Here is a 17,411-nt window from a genome sequence, read left to right on the forward strand (position 1 = left end):
TTATTACGTAGAGCGTAGCTGCGATGAAGCCCTTGTCTTTTCTTGTCGTGCTGGCCGCCACGGTCCTGCCGGTTGCCGCGGAAAACGTCTCTGCCGCCCTGGATGGTGATCAGGTGGTGATCGTCGCGGGGGACAAGGAGATCCTCCGTTATCAGGGCGAAGCCGGTGAATTTCCTCGGCCCGACATCAAGGAGATCTACAGGCGGGGCGGCTACATCCAGTCCATTCACACGCCGTCCGGGAAGCTGGTGACGGACGATTTTCCGCCGAATCACATCCACCATCACGGGGTGTGGAGCCCGTGGACGCATACCGAGTTCGAGGGCCGGACGCCGGACTTCTGGAACATGGGCGACGGCAAGGGGCGGGTGGAATTCGTGAAGATGGACCAGATGTGGAGCAAGGATGGCCGGGCGGGATTCAAGGCAAGCCACCGCTTCATCGACATGATGGCGAAGCCGGAGAAGGTGGCGCTTTTGGAGACGTGGGAGGTGGCCGTTTCGAGCGCGGACAAGCGCTACGTGATCGACATGACGATCACCCAGACCTGCGCGACCGATTCGCCGCTGAAGCTGCCGGAGTATCACTACGGAGGTCTGGGCCTGCGCGGGAATCGCGCATGGGATGGTGCGGAGAACCTCAAGTGTCTCACCGCGTCCGGGCTCACCGACCGGCTGAAGGTGAACACGGCGAAGGAGCCGTGGTGCTGGGTAGGCGGGAAGGTGGACGGCGAGACCTGCGGGGTGGCGATCCTTTGCCATCCTTCCAACTTCCGTGCGCCGCAGCCGATCCGGGTGCATCCGACGGAGCCGTTCTTTTGCTACGCGCCGCAGCAGGGTGGTGACATGGCGATCGAGCCGGGGAAACCGTATGTCGCGCGCTACCGACTGATCGTTGCCGATGGTGAGCCGGATGCGGAGGCACTCAAGAAGGCAGCGACGGAGTATGCGGCGGTGAAGTAAAGAATCTCAATGGAAGCGGCCGTTGCGGACCTCGCGAATGCGGTTGAGCTCGCGGTTCGTCGGGTTCGGTTTCAGAACTCTTTCGAGGAGCATTTTGCGGTCTTCCATTTCCGAAGACAGGAAGCCCCGGCCATTCGAGGGGTCCTTCGGACGCCAACGGCTGCCGTCGGTTCGCATGAATTTTGAAAGCGTCGCTTCCGTTTCGGCCGGGGTGGGCGCGATGTGAAAGAAGGCGGTGGAGGTATCTCCGCAGTGGCAGCCGCAGCAGGTCTGCATCGAGAAGGCCCGCCGCAATCCTTCATCGCGCATGCCCCAGCCGTCCCAGTGGAAACTGGCGTCATTGTCCGGGACCCGGGCGATGGTGGCCTGGAAACTAGCCGGCAGTGGGAATGAGGCCGGGATCTCCGTCTTCGCGGCGCGCGGGTTATCGATTTCAGATTCGCGCGGGACGCGTTGCTTGGCGACCCACTCGGTGAGCGAGCGGTTATCGGCGCTGCCCTTCACGAAGTAGGAATCGTTCGGAGTGCCGGGCAGCTGGGCGGGGACGAGCTTGCCATCCTGAAGGTGGAACTCGCGGAATTCGCGGACATCGCCAAAGGCGCCATCGTTCACGCGGATGCGCAGGAGTTGCTTGGTGAAACGACGGGTGACTTCAACGAGCTTGGCGCGGTAGGTATCGTCGAAGGCTGGCTGGGCTCCGAGGGCGTGCCACGACTTGGCCCAGTCGGCGAGCTTCCCGGGAGAGGAGGTTGGGGCATCGAGGCCGTATTCGAGGATGATGGTGGTGCCGCCGGGCAAGGGTTGGCCGCTTAAGTCGACGGCGGCGAAGACGAACCGGGCTTCCCCGGCTTCGCGCCCGACCAGATTGCCAGCGGCCGGCCCATAGCCCGAGCTGTCGTTGAAGGTGGATGTGGGAACAGGCGTGGTGGGAAGGGCGTGTTCGCCGAGATCCATGCGGTTGACGATCGCCAGCAGCCGGAAGGGCGCGTGCGCGAAATCAGGCAGCCAATCGCCGCAGTCGACAAGTTGATCGCGCTGTCGCCATGGGGCGATCAGGCGTTCTTCGAGCGCTTCCCTAGGCGGCAGGCGGAATGTCGCATTTTCCGGCGAACCCTTCGCCCACGAGTCCAGCCAGGTGGCGACGGTTTTGCGCGAGATCTTTTCTCCAAGAGCTTCATCCATCAGGTGGCCGAACGACCAAGGTCCCGGGTAGGTCGCTTCCGGCCCGTTCACGACTTCCAGCGCGGTGATCAGCAGCTCCTTCTCGATCACGATCTCGTGATCGCCAGAGGGGCCTGGCTTTTCCTTCGCTTCAAAAATCGAAGGCAGCGAGGCAGACAGCAGCAGGAGGAGGGGAAGGGATTTCATGGCCGGGAGCGGGACCGATGTTGGTCGGGATGGCCGGATGTTTTATTCAATGCCCGCGGAAAATACCTGCCGGTGGGCGCGCTTGACGGTGGCGAGAGGGCGAGGGGAAGCTGCGCGCGTGACGGAGGAACTGCGGGCGAAGATGGAGCGGGGGCTGGGGCTCTTCGACCTGGATGGGACGCTGATCGCGTGGGACACGCAGATGCTATTCGCCGATCATGTGATCCGGCGCGAGGGCTGGCGGCGGGCCTACCTGGCGTTCTTCGCGGCGTTCCTACCGGCGGCGAAGATCCTCGGGGACGAGGGGATGAAGCGCGTGTTCCTCAGCTATCTGTGGCGGGCGGATCACGCGAAGATCGAGGGCTGGGCGCGGGACTTCGTGGCAGAGTTCTTTCCGGCGCGCTGCTATGGGGTGATGCTGGAGAAGCTGCAGCGCCATCGCGATGCGGGGCACCTCACGGTGCTGGCGTCGGCGAGCCCGGAATTTTATGCGAAGGAGGTGGGGCGCGTGCTGGGATTCGATCTCGGGCTGGGCACGCTGGTGGAATGGAAGGGCGGGATGCCGCTATTGCCGGAGCTGCGGAATCACAAGGGGGCGGAGAAAGTACGACGACTCTCGGAGATCATCGGGGCGCCGGATGGGACGTGGCCGAAGAGCCATGGGTACTCGGATAGCTCGGCGGATCTGCCGATGCTGAATTGCTGTGAGGAGAATACGCTGGTGAATCCTTCGGCGAAGCTGACGGCGATCGGGGAGGCGAGGGGATGGGAGATTCAGCGGCCGGAGAAGCCGTGGAGCGGGAAGGCGGGGCACGTGGGGGAGGTGCTGAGAAGGATCACCGGGATCTGAGAGGAGGGATCTTTGCCCGGCCTTTTCACCCCTTCCGGCGGGACCTCCCAATGATCCAGATGGCAATCGTGCCCCACAGCGAACCCAGTATCATTGTTAGCAACCAAATCGGGGGATTCCCCGATGCATGGGCGAATCCGAAACTCGCTCCAAGCACAAGTGTCAGCACGGTCGCAGCGAGAACGACCCATTGCTGTTTCGTTGATGGATTCATGGTTGATGTTGTTCTCCGGCTTTGACGTCGGGCCTTCAGTGAGGACCGACGTCGGTTTGCTTTCCACTTACCGGCCACGCGGAGTTTGTTTCCGGTTTTCTCGAGGGATCTCAAAATGGCGGGCTCCGCCCGGGTGTTCTTCGTCCCGAACTTTTCAAAAATCGCTTCGCACTCGCGAGCCTGTCACAAGCCGGGACTTTCCGGTATTATCCTCGGATAACCCTCTGCCGTCGCCCGTGCCCCTACCCGACCCGCGCTCACCGCTTTTCCTTACCACCCGCTGGTCGATGGTGCTGAAGGCACGGGAAGACAGTTCCAAGGGATCGATGGAGGCACTGGAGTTTCTCTGCCGCACCTACTGGTATCCCCTGTACCTCTACGTGCGAGGTGTTGGCCGCTCGCCGGATGATGCGCGGGATCTGACCCAGGAATTCTTCGCGCGGCTGCTGGAGAAGAATTGGCTGGAAGCCGCCTCTGCGGAAAAGGGGCGGTTCCGCAGTTTCCTCTTGGTGGCGATGAAGCATTTCATGGCGAAAGAATGGCGTCGCCTCTCCGCCTTGAAACGGGGCGGCCCCAAGGCCCTGCTACCGCTCGACACCACGGACGCCGAGAAGCGCTACGCCGGCGAACCGGTTTCCTCGCTCGCGCCGGACGAGATCTACGAGCGCCGATGGGCCATGACGCTACTCGACCAAGCCCTGGTGCGACTGGAGACGGAATTCACCGCAGCGGGAAAGGCGGGTGAGTTTGCGGTCATGAAGCACTGGCTCGGGGCCGAGCGCGGCACGATTCCTTACCACGAACTCTCCGCCAGCCTCGGTGCCAGCGAAGGCGCGGTGCGCCAGTCCGTCCACCGCATGAGGAAACGCTTCCGCGCCATCTTCCGCGAAGCCGTCTCCCACACACTCGCTGAGGGCGAGGACATCGACGAAGAGCTGCGCCATCTCGTGGCGATCTTGAGCAAGGCGTGATTTTTTCGTAACAGAGGGCCCATGAAGGGTAATCCCACTGCGATGGAGGTCCGCAATCCCATAGCATGCCCGAAATGTGGCAGGCCACTGCCGGGCGATGCCCCGCTGGGCCTCTGCCCCGGCTGTCTGGGACAGATGAATCTCTGCGCGGATACCTTGGCTGACGACGATGACGTGCGTGCCGGCCCTTCCATTCCGCCGGAGGATCTGGCACCGCATTTTCCGCAGCTTGAAATCATCGAGTGTCTTGGCCGCGGCGGCATGGGAGTGGTCTACAAGGCCCGTCAGAAAACGCTCAATCGTCTCGTCGCCCTCAAGCTGCTTTCCCCGGAGCGCGAAAAGGATGCGGAGTTCGCGGCGCGTTTCACCCGTGAGGCCCAGGCGCTCGCAAGGCTTTCCCATCCGCACATCGTCACGGTCCATGACTTCGGCCACACGGGGAATTTTTTCTTTCTCCTCATGGAGTATGTGGACGGCGTGAATCTCCGCCAGGCGCTCGGCGCAGGCCGCTTCACACCGGAGGTGGCGCTCGCGCTCGTCCCGCCGGTTTGCGATGCCCTGCAGTACGCGCACGACCGCGGCATCGTGCATCGCGACATCAAGCCGGAGAACCTTTTGTTAGATCGGGAAGGGCATGTGAAGATTGCCGACTTCGGCATCGCGAAGATGCTCGATGTGCACCCGGGCAATTTCGCCGAGCCGGAGGGTCAGACCGTCGGCACGCCCCATTACATGGCTCCCGAGCAGCGGGACACGCCGCTCGCGGCGGATCACCGGGCGGACATCTTCAGCCTCGGTGTGGTGCTTTACGAGATGCTCACCGGTGAGCTGCCGGGGCCGCAGTTGCTGGCACCGTCACGGAAGGCCGCGGTGGATGTGAGGCTGGACGAGATTGTGATGCGCGCACTCGAAAGCTCACCGGAGCAGCGTTGGCAGACCGCCGGCGAAATGCGCACCCGCATCGAGACCCTGGCGGTCTACGCCCCTCCATCAGCCGCGGCTGAGATGAAGCAGTCGCCGGGGTCCGGCGATCGTGCAAAGCGGCTGTTGTGGTTCGTTGCCGCGCTCCTTGCCGCCGCGTTTCTCGGGCGCTGGCTGTTGGAAATTCTCATGATCCTGAAGTCCGGCGGAGGATTCCATCCCTTTCAGGATCCTCGCGGCGGCTTCCGGCTTGCCGAGGTTGCACTCCTTTTCGCGCTGGTCGTCTTCGCTTGGTTCACCCGTCGCAGGGATCTCGAAAGCCCTTATTTGCACATCATGAAAAACCTCTCTCTTTCAATCGTCGGCTCCTCACTGCTGGTGCTGGTTGGCGGCTTCACGCTTGGTCGCTACACTCAAGGCTCGGCGTCGGATATCGCGGCGGGGAAAAGTCCTGTCACGAAGAACATCTCCAAGCGGGACACTTCGGGAGCCGCCGTAGCGCAGGCTGAGGACTCCACCCGCCATCGCCGCAGGCCTGCATCTGCGGGTGCCTCTCCCGGGCGCGAGAGCCGGGGTGCCAAGGAAGCGTGGGAGAATCTTGCGCAGGGGCCGGAACGCACTGCCGCCGTGACCGGCAAGGCTACCACTCTCCTGAACGAAAAGAATCCCGCGCGCCGGCTGCAGTTGTTCGCCGAGTTCATCGAGAAGTTCGAGACATTCGATTTCGAAGCGATCGCCGCCAGTTTCGCCGAGCATGACCAACAGGGACGGCTGTTCCCGCAGGAGTATGATCTTTTCCTTTCGACCGCCGCCACCCTCGGCGGGGAGGAGGCGATGAACAAGATCTTCAAGCCCGGTGATCCCCTTGATCATTCGCCCTTCGGCGCACAGCACTCGGCGATGACCGCCTTCGCCACGGAAGACCCGCAGAAGGCGACCGAGTGGTGGAACGCGATGCCGGAAAGCGTGGTAAAGAACGAGCTCGCGAGATCCCTCATCAGCGGCATCGCGGCCAAGGATAGCGATCACGCGTGGGTCAGCCTCGACGTCTTCCCGCAGGAGGAACGGGCGCAGTTCATGGGGGACCTCGTTCGCCAAAAGATCAGCGACCAAGGCGCGGAGTCCGCCGCGCAATGGCTGCAAGGATTGAAGTCGCAGGATGGCGGCGATGTCGCGAACTTGAAACAAGCGGGATTCGATTCGCTTCTGAATGCGATCGTCAATCTCTCACCCGACAAGAAATCCCAGTACATCGACCGGTTCTCGGATGAGCCATGGATGCAGGCTTCAGGATTCCCTGCGCGGGTCGCGCGCCAGTGGGCACAGCAGAATGGCACCGAGGCCGTGAACTGGGCAGTGGGGCTTCCCGAGGCAGCACGCAGCCGCACCCTCTTGGACGCGTTCGACGGGTGGCAGCAGTCTGACGCGTCGGGGTTCCAAGCGTGGCGAACTGAACATCAGTCCGAGGACGCTTTCCGCGATTCGATCCGTGCCCTGGATGAATATTCCCGCGCCCAGAATACCCATTAGTTGCTCAAGTGCTGCCGGCCGCGTCGTCCGGAGGTCGATAGCCCTTGAAAAGAAAAGGCCTTCCGGCGTGAACCGGAAGGCCTAGGCGTGTGCTTCTTATGAAAGCGGATTAGAACTTGAAGCGGAGGCCGAGCTCGGCACCCACGTCATCGCCGACTTTGACGGAGACCGGTCCGATGGAGCTGTCGTCCACCCAGAGCCAGCGGGCACCGCCGTAGATCTCGAAGTTGTCGGTCACATTGTAGCCGAGGCCCGCGAAGACTTGGGCAGCGAGTTCGACGGAGCTGTCGTCGAAGACACCGGCATCGGAATCAACAAATCCAGCGCCAACGCCGAGGCCGACGTAAGCGGAGAGCTTGCTGTTGAGGGCGAAGTCAGCCTTGTAGTTCAGGGTCACCGGGATGACGTCGCTTTCGACGATGCCGCCGAAGCTTTCCGTCTGGGTGTAGAGGCCTTCCACGAAGAGCGAGTGGGTCACCGAACCGGTTTCGGCGATCTTGGCGCCGAAGTGGAGGGTGTAGTAGGCTTCCTCGTTGTCGAAGAAGTAACCCGCCGAGCCACCGACGAACCAGCGATAGAGCGGGCTGCTGGCGGTCTGGGTGTAGGAGGTCGGAGCTGCTGCCGGCTCGCCGGCCTGAGCGGCAGCGGCGGAGAACAGGCAGAGTGCGATTGCAAGTGAAGTAGAGTGCTTCATGTCACCCGGAGAGTTCAATGAGCCGAATCTATAATCAAGGGAAATTTTAAAAATATTGATAATTAATTTATCTTAGCAAGCTCTCAGAGGAGTGGGGGTGTCTGATGGGGAATCTCGGCCTGGACGGGCCTGGCGAGGAGGGCGTCGATCCTGGTGAGAAGGTCGAGGGAGGGTGTGGCCTCTTCTTCGAGGAGTTCGCGGAGATAACTGCTCCAGTCCTGCGGGGTGCGGCCTTCTTCCCGGGACAAGATGAGCGCGATTTCGCTGAGGCGACCGCTTGCCGCGAGCTGCTTGCGGGTTCGATTCAGCCAATTTTCGAAATACGGGCGATCCGGTTTGCCGGGAAACACGGGCCGTGCGTAGCGGGAAATGGCGGAATTCGCAAGGCGAGGTGACAAGTGCATAATGCATTGCCGTGGAATCGTGCACCGTGCATTCGACCTTGGGGTCGATGGGGTTGTGCTGGCAAAGTCCCTTGAGTGCGGGGGCTTTTGAAATGGGTCTCCAATCTGCAAAGAGCAGCTAAACCGAGCCATGTCCTCCTCCCGCCCTGTCCGACTTCCTCCCCGCAAACGTCGCCCTGCCGCGGACTCGCTCTCGGGGATCTTCGCGGTGTGCCTTACCTCTGCCCTGCTGGCGGGGATCTATTTCGGCCGTGAGGTGCTGATTCCGTTCGCGCTGGCGGGGCTGATCACCTTCCTGCTGACGCCGCTGGTGAACAAGCTGCAGCGGTGGGTGGGGAACGTGACCTCGGTCCTCGCCGCTATGTCCTTGATCCTCGTGGCGACGCTTTCGATGGGCTGGATCGTGGGCACGCAGGCCGTGGATCTCGCGGGCCAGCTGCCGGGCTACAAGGAGAACATCCGCACCAAGCTGCGCTCCTTCCAGATCCCGAGCGGCGGGGTGCTCAGCAAGCTCTCCGAAACGGTGGAAGATTTGAAAAAAGAACTCCCCGGGAAGAAGGGGAAGGAGGGTGAGGCGGCAGCCGCTGAGGTGCAGCCGATGCCGGTGGAAGTGGTGAAGGGGACGACGGATGCGGGCCCGATGGATACGGTGCAGTCGATGATCGGTCAGGTGGCCGGGCCTCTGGGTACGGCGGCGCTGGTGCTGCTGCTCGCGACCTTCATGCTGCTGAAACGGGAAGACCTGCGGGCGCGGCTGCTGCGGCTGATCGGTCAGGGGCGCATCAGCACGACGACGAAGGCGCTGGATGAGGCGGGGATGCGGGTGCGGAAGTATTTGCTGATGCAGCTGGTGGTGAATGTGACCTACGGCATCCCGCTGGCGATCGGGCTGTATTTCATCGGCGTGCCGAATGCGGTGCTATGGGGAGCGCTGGCGGCGGTGCTACGATTCATCCCGTACATCGGGCCGTGGATTGCGGCGGCGTTTCCGGTGATGCTGTCGCTGACGGTATCGCCAGACTGGATGGCGCCGCTGATGACGATCGGGTTGTTCGTGCTGCTGGAGCTGGTGAGCAACAATGTGCTGGAGCCATGGCTGTATGGAACCAGCACGGGTGTCTCGCCGGTGGCGCTGATCGTGACGGCGGTATTCTGGACGTGGCTGTGGGGCACGCCGGGACTGGTGCTGTCCACGCCCTTCACGGTGTGCCTGGTGGTGATGGGGCGGCACATCCCGCAGCTGGCGTTTCTCAGCGTGCTGTTAGGCGAGGAGGAGGCGTTGACTCCGGCGGATGATTGCTACCAGCGGCTGTTGCGCCGCGGTGAGCACGATGAAATGGAACTGGCGGAGTCGTTCCTGCAGAACAAGCCGCTGGTGGAGCTCTATGACTCGATGCTGATCCCGGTGATGATCGCGGCGGAGCGGGACCAGCGGGCGGGATCGATCGACCGCGAGCAGCGGGACCAGATCATTCATGCGATGGGGGATCTGGTGGAGGAGCTGGGCGAGCGGCACTTGCCGGGAGAGAACGGGGAGAAGGCAGCCGAGGTGGATTGCCATGTTTGCTGCCTGGCGGCACGGGCCGAGCGGGACGAGATGGCGGGCAGCATGCTGGTGCACGTGCTGCGGCAAGAAGGCTTCGAAGCGGAGCAACTGCCCGCGCAGCGGGTGGTCAGTGAATTGATCGATGCGCTGCAGTACAAGCAGCCGGATCTGGTGTGTGTGTCGGTGGTGGCGCCGTCGACGACGGGCCATGCGCGGACGCTGTGCCGGAAGGTGCGGGAGGCGAGGCCGGAGGTGAAGATCGTGGTGGGCCTGTGGGGAAAAGAGGAGGACGAGGTGCCGGAGGAAGAGATGGAAGTGCTGCGGGATGCGGGAGCGGACGAGGTGTTCACGGAACTCGCCGGATTGCTCGAATATGCAGGGCGCTTTGCTTCGACGCTGGCGGAGGAGACGGTGCCGGCATCAATCCCGGAGGATGAGGACGAGCGCTTGATCACACTGGAGGGACTCGGACTGGTGAATCCGGAACGCGAACCAGTGCTGGATCACGTGACGGCGAAGCTGGCGCGGGTCTTCGACGTGCCGATGACGGCGATCACCTTGGTGGACCGGGACCGGCAGTGGTTCAAGGCGCACCTTGGCTTGCCGGACGAGTTGGCAGAGGAAGGTGGCACGCCACGCGATCTTTCGATCTGCGGGTATGTGGTCGCGTCCGACGAGGTATTCGTGGTGAGAGACCTGAAGCGCGACCGCCGGTTCGCGAAGAACCCGCTGGTGGTGGAGCATGGGATCCGCTTTTACGCGGGTGCGCCGATCCGGGTGGGCAATGGGCAGACGATCGGAGCGCTGTGCCTGATGGATACCGAGCCGCGCAGGCTGACGGCTCAGGAGAGCCGGCTGCTGAAGGCGAATGCGGAGGAGGTGGCGGAGGAGATCGAGAGATTGGCGGAGGTGAATTGAGCGGGGATTTTCCGATATTCCGATGTCGTAGGGATATTGGAATATCGGAAAAATGGAACGCGCTGCACCTACGTGCCGGTTACCGGGCTGGTGGCAAAAGGAGGCACTCCAGTAACTCCAGTTTCCTAGGGATGCTGGAGTTACTGGAGTGCTTCTTCCCTGCAGATAGAGGCGCTGGGTTTCCTGCCACGGGGTGGCTTCGGTTTCCGCACACGGAGTGTGCGGACCACTTTGGCAACGGGTGTTGCGCGCCGCTTGTGACTCGAAGGGGCCTGAGGGTGTTGATGCGCGGCAGGGCCATGGGGCAGCGACAGGAGTCTCGCTGCTCCTTATTGCGTGGGCGTTGGCTTACTCCACCTGCGCTACGGCCATGGCGGCGATGCCTTCGCGGCGGCCGATGAAGCCCATGGTCTCGTTGGTGGTGGCCTTGATGCCGACGCGGGCGGGATCGAGGCCGAGGGCGCGGCCGATGTTGGCCTTCATCGCTTCGCGGTGAGGGAGGATCTTCGGGGCTTCAGCGACGAGGGTGCTGTCGATGTTCACCAGCGTGAAGCCTTGCTCGCGGCAGAGGGCGGCGGCTTTCTCGAGGATCTTGAGCGAGGAGATGTTGTGGCAGGAGGGATCGCCGGGTGGGAAGTAGTGGCCGATGTCTGCGAGGCCGAGGGCACCGAGGACGGCATCGGCGATGGCATGGCAGAGCACGTCTGCATCCGAGTGGCCGTCGAGGCCGTGGGTGTGGGGGATTTCCACGCCGCCCAAGATGAGCGGGCGGCCTTGCTTGAACTGATGAACGTCGTAGCCGAAACCAACCATGGCGGTGTGTTAGAGAATCTCTTCGATCGGGATCTTGCCGTTGGTGGCGACGATGGCCCAGGCGTCGGCGTCCTTGGCGGGCTCGAGGTCGACCTTGCCACCGGCGGCTTCGACGAGGAGCTTGCCGGCGGCGATGTCCCAGAGGGAGATGCGGGACTCGATGTAGCCATCGAGGCGGCCACTGGCGATGTAGGCCATGCCGAGGGCGGCGCTGCCCATCATGCGCATCTTGCGGGCCTTCAGAGAGGCCTTGCGGAAGCGCTCGAGGCCGGTGCGGAGGGCTTCCTCGTCCTTGCCGCAGCCGACGAAGAGGGCGCACTCCTCAAGCTTGGTGCGCTTGCTGACGGAGATGGGGCGGCCATCGAGCATCGGCACGCCGCCTTTTTCGACGGTCCAGGTTTCGCCGACGATGGGATCGTGAATGACGCCGACGGTCACTTCGCCCTTTTCGCGGAGGGCGATGGAGACGCAGAAGTGGGGGATGCCGTAGTAGAAGTTCACTGTGCCATCGATGGGGTCGACGATCCACTCGCGGTCGCTGTCGGGATTGCCGCCCATGCCTTCCTCGCCGTAGAGGGCGTCGCCGGGGCGTGCGCCGAGGAGGATGTCCTCGATGAGCTTCTGGGACTCCTTGTCGAGGGCGAGCTTGATATCGTGGTGGGTGGCTTCATCGACGGCGGCTTCGAGGCCGAAGTTCGCCTTGAGCAGCTTGCCCGCTTCCTTGGCGGCGTGGACGGTGAGTTCGAGGTCGGTCACGGCGGGGAACGTGGCGTGAGGGAGCGGCGGTGCCAAGGGGAGAACGCGACAGGGTGGTTTCGGGGGATATTGGACGAGGTTTTTTAGCCGCAGAGGGCGTAAAGGACGCAAAGAAGGGTTTCTTTGGGGCCTTTGCGTTACTTACGGGGGAGATTTTTCCACTGCTATGGAGTCGCAACCTTATCTATCATCCCGGCGATGGAATCACCCGCCTTGGATTACGATATCATTGATGCTGTCTCCGCCGAGTACCTCGTTACCCGCGTTCGCAGGAAACTCGACGAGGGATGGAAGCTGGTGGGTGCTCCGATGTTTGTGGCCAATACCTGGTGCCAGGCGATGACCCAGGGCGACACGGAGGCATCCCATGTCGCCTCGTCGCTGTCAGAGATCAACCGGGCGCTGCAGGAGCTGGCGGGGTCGATCGGCCGGAAGTGATGGATCGCGTGAAAAAGGCCGCCAGGAATTTCCGGGCGGCCTGCGAGTCTGGCTTCGTCTGGTTTGGGTCAGGCTCTTTTCTTCACGAAGGAGAACAAGGCGAAGAGGAGGAAGACCACGAAACAGATTTTGGCGATGGTGGCTGCGAGTCCGGATAGGGAGGCGAAGCCGAGGAACCCTGCGATGAGGGCGATGATGATGAAGACAATGGCGTAGTGGAGCATGGCTGGAGGAGGTTGGAGTTTGGTTTACCCGGGAAATCTCCGCCGCGCCGTTTCACGGGGGAAACGGCTTTTGGTGCTGTATCAATCTCGTCTGCTTTGGTGGATATGGAAGGTTATTTTATTCAGATGCCCTGTCGGATTTATTGTCCGATTTTGAGGTCGTGAATCAGCCACAGATGAACGGGATGGGATGAAGTGCCGGGTGATCCATGAAAGGCGGAGATAAGCTTTGGCGGTGCCTTGCGAAGGAGCACTGAAGTGAAAATTTACCTGCTGGAGTCCACCGCGTTTTTACGTAGTGTCGCCGCTCGTCCCCCCCGGGCATTAAGGCAGCGTGATGCATTCGCACACGCTTGCCTGCTTGGGGACATGCCATGTCTCCCCCGGCCAACTATAGTCCAAGCGCGGAATTCCTTTTCGCCAATGAGAAGGGAATGAGGCGTCTGCGGCGGATGCACCGCGGTCGATCCGATCGTGAGCTGGCCTTTGCGCTTCAGCAGGCGCAGGGCTTGGCGGGGGATGCGAACTTGTCGCGGGTTCTCGCTGCGGCCTCGATGCTATTGCAGGGCGATTTCGTGCCGCGGGCGGTGCCGTCTCCCAAGCGGTCTTTTCGCTGGGCCATTCCCTTGCCAATGAAATGGAGCTAGTCTCCGGTTTGGAACGGCGAGGATCGAGTGGACTGAGAACTACCGGCGACGACGCAGGATCAGCAGCAGGCCGAGGGAGCCAATGAAGGCGTGAGCGGGCTCGGGGATGGCGATGAGGCCGATTTCGCCAGCGGTGCTGGTGTCGATCTGCCAAGACAGGCCGCCGCTGAGGGTGGGCAAGAGGCCGAGGTCGAGGGTGTTATTGGTGAGGGTGCCGCTGTAGGTCATGAGGGTCCAGCGGGTGCCATTGGTGACGCTGTCGAAGGAGCCGATGCCGGTGACATTGAGGAGGCCATCGAGCGTGAGATTGCCGCCGACGGTGACGAGGTCGTTGGTGCCGAGGCCGAGGGTGAGCGGGGCGGAGGCATCGAGTTCCCAGTTCAGGTTGGCGGTGGAGAGGAGCATCAGGTTTCCGGCGAGGCTGAGGGTGCCGGGGCTGCTGCCGGGGGCGAGGGTGCCGGCGATGGTGACATTGCCACCGATGAGGCCGGCGGTGGCCGAACCGCCGGCGAGCGTGCCGCTGGTGCCGACGGTGACGTCGCCGCTGCCGATGGAGCCATTCACGGCCAAGGTGCCGGCATTGACGGTGGTGGTGCCGGTGTAGGTGTTGGTGCCGTTGAGAGCGAAGGTGCCGGTGCCGGTTTTGACGAAGTTCAGGTTGTTCTCGTTGGCAGTGCTGCCGCCGAGGGTGCCGGTGAAGCTGTGGGCGGCGCCGGTGTAGTTGAGAGTGAGCGTGGAGGTGGTGGCGGAGTTGCCGACGACGCGGTTGTCGGTGCCGGTGCCATTCGTGAGCAGGTCGGTGACCGTTTGGTTCATGCCATCGAGCACAAGGCGACCGCTGGCGGTGCCATTGCCGAGGGCGACGCCAGTGGCGACGGGCAGGCGGTTGTCGCCACCGCTGAGGATGATGGCGCCGCCATTGATGCTGGTGCCGGCAGAGTAGGTATTGGCGGCGGTGAGGAGGAGGCTGCCGGTGCCGCGCTTGTCGAGGCCGGTGGCGATGACTTCGCCGCCGACTGCAGCGCTGCCGGTGCCAGAGATGACGCCCTTGATGGCGAGGTCACCGGTGGCGGTGTTCGCGCCGAGGTCGGCCTGCACCTTGTAGCCGTAGGTGCCGGTGTTGACGTTGATGGTGGAGTCGATCACCGAGCCTGAAGCTTCGGCAGTACTACGAAGGAAGTAGTTCGAATTGACGTCGAAGCCCTGGGTGGTGGCATTGCCGGTGCCGTAGGCGCGGACGGTGGTGGCGGCAGTTTGGAGGAGCAGGCCGCCATTGGTCTGATAGTTGACGCCGCCCTTGAGGTAGAGGCCGGCGGCATCGTTGACGCCATTGCCATTGACGGTGACGGCGTTCGTGTAGCCGCCGCCGGTGGAGTAGCCGAGTTTGAGGGTGGCACCCTGGCCGACGGTGTAGTTGACGTTGTTGGTCTTCGCGAGGACCTCGAGGGTGCCGGCGTTGACGGCGGTGTTGCCCTTCCAAGCGCCGGAGTTCACGACGAGCGTGCCGGTGCCGGTCTTGGTGAAGCCGCCGGTGCCGAGCGTGCCGAGGCCGAAGGCATTGGCGAAGGTGACGTTCTGGCCGTTGGTGTCGAAGATAGAGGTGGTGCCATCGACCAGCGTGATGCGCGAGCTGTAGTCGGTGGTGTTCGATGCGGAGAACTGGAGGCCGCCGCCATTCATCGAGATGGTGCCGGTGGTGCCGATGGCGCCGGCGCTGCCGAGGGAAAGCAGGCCGCCGGTGAGAGTGGTGCCGCCGGTGTAGGTATTGGTGCCGGTGAGCGTGTAGGTGCCGGTGCCGGTCTTCGCCAGTGCGAGATTGTTCTCATTGGTGCCGGTGCCACCGAGGATGCCGCCGAAGCTCTGGCCGGCGCCGGTGTAGTTCAGCGTCAGGGTGGAAAGGGTGGCGCCTTTGCCGACGACGCGGTTGTCGGTGCCGGTGCCGACGTTGGTGAGATTGGTGAGGGTCTGGGCGACGCCATCGAGCACCAGCTTGCCGCTGGTGGTGCCATTGCCGAGGATGACATTCGAGCCGGTGCCGAGGCGATTGGCACCGCCGGTGAGGGTGACGCTGCCTTCACGAAGATCGAGCGAGCCGGTATTGGTGCTGGCACCTGTCAGGAAGAGCGATCCTGCGCCGACCTTGCGGTAGGCGGTGCTGCCGGTGAGGACGCCATTGATGGTCATATCACCGGTGGTGGTATTGGCACCGCTGGCGATGTTCATGACATAGCCGAAGGAGCCGCCGGCGAGATTGATGGTGGAAACGAACGAGGAACCCGAGGCGGCACTCTGGACGGTGAGGTGGGTGCCATTGGTATCGAAGCCGCTGATGATGGCATTTGCTCCGGTGCCGTAGGTGCGGACGGTGGTGGGCGCGGCGGCGAGGACGATGCCGCCGTTGTTCTGGAAGTTGATATTGCGGCCGAGCTGGAGGTAGAGGCCGTTGGTGGAGGAAGCGCCGGCACCGTAAACAGTGACACCGGCAGTGTAGCCTTGGCCGACATTGTAGCCGAAGCGGAGGGTGCCGTTCTGGCCGACGATGTAGTTGGCGGAGCCAGTGCCCTTGTTGGTCACTTCGAGCGTGCCTTCGAGGACGGTGGTATTGCCAGTGTAGGTGTTCGCGCCGGAAAGGGTGAGCAGGCCGGTGCCGGTCTTGGTGAGGCCGGTGGAAGTGTTGTTGGCGATGATCGAGGCGATGGTCAGGCCGCCGGAGGAGTTGTTCTGATGGACGACGAGATCGGAATTGGCCGCGCCGACAAGGGTACCGCCGGTGATGGTGGTGAGATTCGCGCCGACATTCGAGGTGACCATGATGCCGCCGCTGGTGAGCGTATTGGTGCCGGCGAGGGTCAGGGTTTTGACTCCGGTTTCATTGAAGCGGAGTGAATTCGTGGTGGAGTCGGTGGCGGGATTGGCGCCGGCGATGGTGACGTCGGTGTTGTTGCCTGCGGCCCAGGTGTCGGTGGCGAAGGTGGAGAGACCGGTGATGGCGCTGGCACCATTGGCGACGGCCCAGGTGGTGTCGCCATAGGTGGCCCAGCCGCCGAGGATGCCGCTGGTATTCGTGGTCGAGGTGATGACGTTCGAGCCGCTGCCGATTTTCAAGATGCCGGCGCCGGTGGCATTGCGGACGAAGGTGCCGGAGGTGCGGCTGGCTGCGGAGGTGTAGGCGAGGATGCCGCCATTGATGGTGACGGCGCCGCCGCCTTGTGAGCTCGCACCGGTCAGGGTCCAGGTGCCGATGCCGCTCTTTGTTAGATTGGTGAGGCCGCCGCTGCTGCCGAAGCCGGAGATCTGGCCGCTGCCCGCGCCACTGAGGGTGACGCCTTTCGCGCCGGAGCCGGTGACGGTGGTGGCGCTGGTGAAGTTCAGCAGGCCGGTGCCGTCCTGCGTGATGGTAGCGCCGCCGGTGGTGCCGGAGAGATTGACGATGCGGTCGGTGGTTTCACCGGTGCCGGTGTAGATGAGGGTGCCTTGGTTGCTCGTGCCGCCTAGCGAGATGGTGCCATTGGCGGCGGTGGTGGGCTTGCCGAGATTGCTGCTGGCGGTGCCGCCGCTGACGCTATTGAGCGAGGCGATGGAGAGCGTGCCCTGCGAGACGGTGACGGGGCCGTCGAAGGTATTGGCACCGGTGAGTGTGAGCGTGCCGGTGCCGGACTTGGTAATGCCGAAGGCACCGGAGACGATGCCGGAGACATTCAGAGCGGTGGTGTTCGTCCACGTCTGGTTGGCACCGAGGATGATATTGTTCTGAATGGTCAGGTTCTCCCAACGCACCTCAGTGATGCCGGAAGAGCCGAGGGTGATATCGGCCCCTGTTAGAGTCATGGCACCGACGGAGTCCTCGTGGCGCAGGCCGAGCCATGAGACGGGCGAGGCGATGGTGATGATGCCGCCGCGGGATTCCTGATTGCCGGCTGCGACCGGGTCCGCGTCGGTTTTCCATGCCGCGATGTCGCCGGAGCCGGGTGCGATGCCGCCGACCCAGTTGCTGGCAGTGGTGGCTTCCGCGGTGGTGGTGCCGGAGGTATTGAAGGAGATTTCCGCTGCCATGGATGGCAGGGCGGACGCAGTCAACAAGGCGACGCGAAGCAGGGAGGCACGGGAAAGGGACATGGAGGGAACGGGGAGAGGCGGGGTGGTGCGGAGGGCACC

14 protein-coding genes are annotated in these 17,411 nt (G+C 63.1%); 6 read left to right on the plus strand and 8 right to left on the minus strand.

Annotated elements, in window-relative coordinates; translation table 11 throughout:
- Positions 1 to 23 precede the first annotated feature (23 nt).
- Entirely contained in the window at positions 24 to 962 is a 939-nt protein-coding gene (locus tag WKV53_RS12570; protein WP_341404946.1) for a DUF6807 domain-containing protein, read from the plus strand.
- A 6-nt stretch (positions 963 to 968) separates the two neighbouring features.
- On the opposite strand, the gene WKV53_RS12575 is transcribed toward WKV53_RS12570, so the two are convergent.
- Positions 969 to 2,330, minus strand: coding sequence for a hypothetical protein (locus tag WKV53_RS12575; RefSeq protein ID WP_341404947.1), 1,362 nt, complete (start codon positions 2,328 to 2,330; stop codon positions 969 to 971).
- 118 nt (positions 2,331 to 2,448) lie between these two features.
- Here WKV53_RS12575 and WKV53_RS12580 point away from each other — a divergent pair, with 118 nt between their 5' ends.
- The 3 genes from WKV53_RS12580 to WKV53_RS12590 all read left to right on the plus strand — a co-directional run bounded on the left by WKV53_RS12580 (position 2,449) and on the right by WKV53_RS12590 (position 6,816).
- On the plus strand, positions 2,449 to 3,180 hold the full coding sequence (locus WKV53_RS12580) for an HAD-IB family hydrolase (RefSeq protein ID WP_341404948.1): 732 nt from the start codon (positions 2,449 to 2,451) through the stop codon (positions 3,178 to 3,180).
- 450 nt (positions 3,181 to 3,630) lie between these two features.
- Positions 3,631 to 4,365, plus strand: a complete 735-nt coding sequence (locus WKV53_RS12585; protein WP_341404949.1) for an RNA polymerase sigma factor — start codon at positions 3,631 to 3,633, stop codon at positions 4,363 to 4,365.
- A 21-nt stretch (positions 4,366 to 4,386) separates the two neighbouring features.
- Positions 4,387 to 6,816, plus strand: coding sequence for a serine/threonine-protein kinase (locus tag WKV53_RS12590; protein ID WP_341404950.1), 2,430 nt, complete (start codon positions 4,387 to 4,389; stop codon positions 6,814 to 6,816).
- Between the two features lie 109 nt (positions 6,817 to 6,925).
- On the opposite strand, the gene WKV53_RS12595 is transcribed toward WKV53_RS12590, so the two are convergent.
- Together WKV53_RS12595 and WKV53_RS12600 are read right to left on the minus strand one after the other, a co-directional pair.
- A complete protein-coding gene (locus WKV53_RS12595) occupies positions 6,926 to 7,510 on the minus strand; it encodes an outer membrane beta-barrel protein (RefSeq protein WP_341404951.1) in 585 nt (194 codons plus the stop codon).
- 83 nt (positions 7,511 to 7,593) lie between these two features.
- The gene (locus tag WKV53_RS12600) at positions 7,594 to 7,860 is read right to left on the minus strand and encodes a hypothetical protein (RefSeq protein WP_341404952.1); all 267 of its coding nucleotides are present in this window, start codon (positions 7,858 to 7,860) and stop codon (positions 7,594 to 7,596) included.
- Between the two features lie 184 nt (positions 7,861 to 8,044).
- On the opposite strand from WKV53_RS12600, the gene WKV53_RS12605 reads away from it, so the two are divergent.
- Positions 8,045 to 10,378, plus strand: coding sequence for an AI-2E family transporter (locus WKV53_RS12605; protein ID WP_341404953.1), 2,334 nt, complete (start codon positions 8,045 to 8,047; stop codon positions 10,376 to 10,378).
- Positions 10,379 to 10,726: 348 nt separating this feature from the next.
- Here the strand turns inward: WKV53_RS12605 and ispF are convergent, their stop codons facing one another.
- Together ispF and WKV53_RS12615 are read right to left on the minus strand one after the other, a co-directional pair.
- The gene (gene ispF / locus WKV53_RS12610) at positions 10,727 to 11,191 is read right to left on the minus strand and encodes a 2-C-methyl-D-erythritol 2,4-cyclodiphosphate synthase (protein WP_341404954.1); all 465 of its coding nucleotides are present in this window, start codon (positions 11,189 to 11,191) and stop codon (positions 10,727 to 10,729) included.
- Between the two features lie 9 nt (positions 11,192 to 11,200).
- A complete protein-coding gene (locus WKV53_RS12615) occupies positions 11,201 to 11,947 on the minus strand; it encodes an inositol monophosphatase family protein (protein ID WP_341404955.1) in 747 nt (248 codons plus the stop codon).
- A 198-nt stretch (positions 11,948 to 12,145) separates the two neighbouring features.
- On the opposite strand from WKV53_RS12615, the gene WKV53_RS12620 reads away from it, so the two are divergent.
- Positions 12,146 to 12,385: a DUF1737 domain-containing protein gene (locus WKV53_RS12620; protein ID WP_341404956.1), complete on the plus strand. Its 240-nt coding sequence runs from the start codon at positions 12,146 to 12,148 to the stop codon at positions 12,383 to 12,385.
- 68 nt (positions 12,386 to 12,453) lie between these two features.
- On the opposite strand, the gene WKV53_RS12625 is transcribed toward WKV53_RS12620, so the two are convergent.
- The 3 genes from WKV53_RS12625 to WKV53_RS12635 all read right to left on the minus strand — a co-directional run bounded on the left by WKV53_RS12625 (position 12,454) and on the right by WKV53_RS12635 (position 17,372).
- Complete coding sequence (locus tag WKV53_RS12625) at positions 12,454 to 12,609, minus strand: DUF1328 domain-containing protein (RefSeq protein WP_341404957.1); 156 nt, start codon at positions 12,607 to 12,609, stop codon at positions 12,454 to 12,456.
- Between the two features lie 493 nt (positions 12,610 to 13,102).
- Positions 13,103 to 13,231: a hypothetical protein gene (locus WKV53_RS12630; RefSeq protein WP_341404958.1), complete on the minus strand. Its 129-nt coding sequence runs from the start codon at positions 13,229 to 13,231 to the stop codon at positions 13,103 to 13,105.
- 64 nt (positions 13,232 to 13,295) lie between these two features.
- Complete coding sequence (locus WKV53_RS12635; protein ID WP_341404959.1) at positions 13,296 to 17,372, minus strand: beta strand repeat-containing protein; 4,077 nt, start codon at positions 17,370 to 17,372, stop codon at positions 13,296 to 13,298.
- Between the last annotated feature and the right edge of the window lie 39 nt (positions 17,373 to 17,411).

Source organism: Luteolibacter sp. Y139 (assembly GCF_038066715.1).
GTDB lineage: Bacteria > Verrucomicrobiota > Verrucomicrobiia > Verrucomicrobiales > Akkermansiaceae > Haloferula > Haloferula soli.

Excerpts from the sequence above, each read along its gene's own strand:
- WKV53_RS12625 (WP_341404957.1), bottom strand. The coding sequence starts at position 12,609 with ATGCTCCACTACGCCATTGTCTTCATCATCATCGCCCTCATCGCAGGG.
- WKV53_RS12570 (WP_341404946.1), top strand. The coding sequence starts at position 24 with ATGAAGCCCTTGTCTTTTCTTGTCGTGCTGGCCGCCACGGTCCTGCCG.
- WKV53_RS12575 (WP_341404947.1), bottom strand. The coding sequence starts at position 2,330 with ATGAAATCCCTTCCCCTCCTCCTGCTGCTGTCTGCCTCGCTGCCTTCG.
- WKV53_RS12605 (WP_341404953.1), top strand. The coding sequence starts at position 8,045 with ATGTCCTCCTCCCGCCCTGTCCGACTTCCTCCCCGCAAACGTCGCCCT.
- WKV53_RS12635 (WP_341404959.1), bottom strand. The coding sequence starts at position 17,372 with ATGTCCCTTTCCCGTGCCTCCCTGCTTCGCGTCGCCTTGTTGACTGCG.
- WKV53_RS12590 (WP_341404950.1), top strand. The coding sequence starts at position 4,387 with ATGAAGGGTAATCCCACTGCGATGGAGGTCCGCAATCCCATAGCATGC.
- WKV53_RS12595 (WP_341404951.1), bottom strand. The coding sequence starts at position 7,510 with ATGAAGCACTCTACTTCACTTGCAATCGCACTCTGCCTGTTCTCCGCC.
- ispF (WP_341404954.1), bottom strand. The coding sequence starts at position 11,191 with ATGGTTGGTTTCGGCTACGACGTTCATCAGTTCAAGCAAGGCCGCCCG.
- WKV53_RS12630 (WP_341404958.1), bottom strand. The coding sequence starts at position 13,231 with ATGGCCCAGCGAAAAGACCGCTTGGGAGACGGCACCGCCCGCGGCACG.
- WKV53_RS12620 (WP_341404956.1), top strand. The coding sequence starts at position 12,146 with ATGGAATCACCCGCCTTGGATTACGATATCATTGATGCTGTCTCCGCC.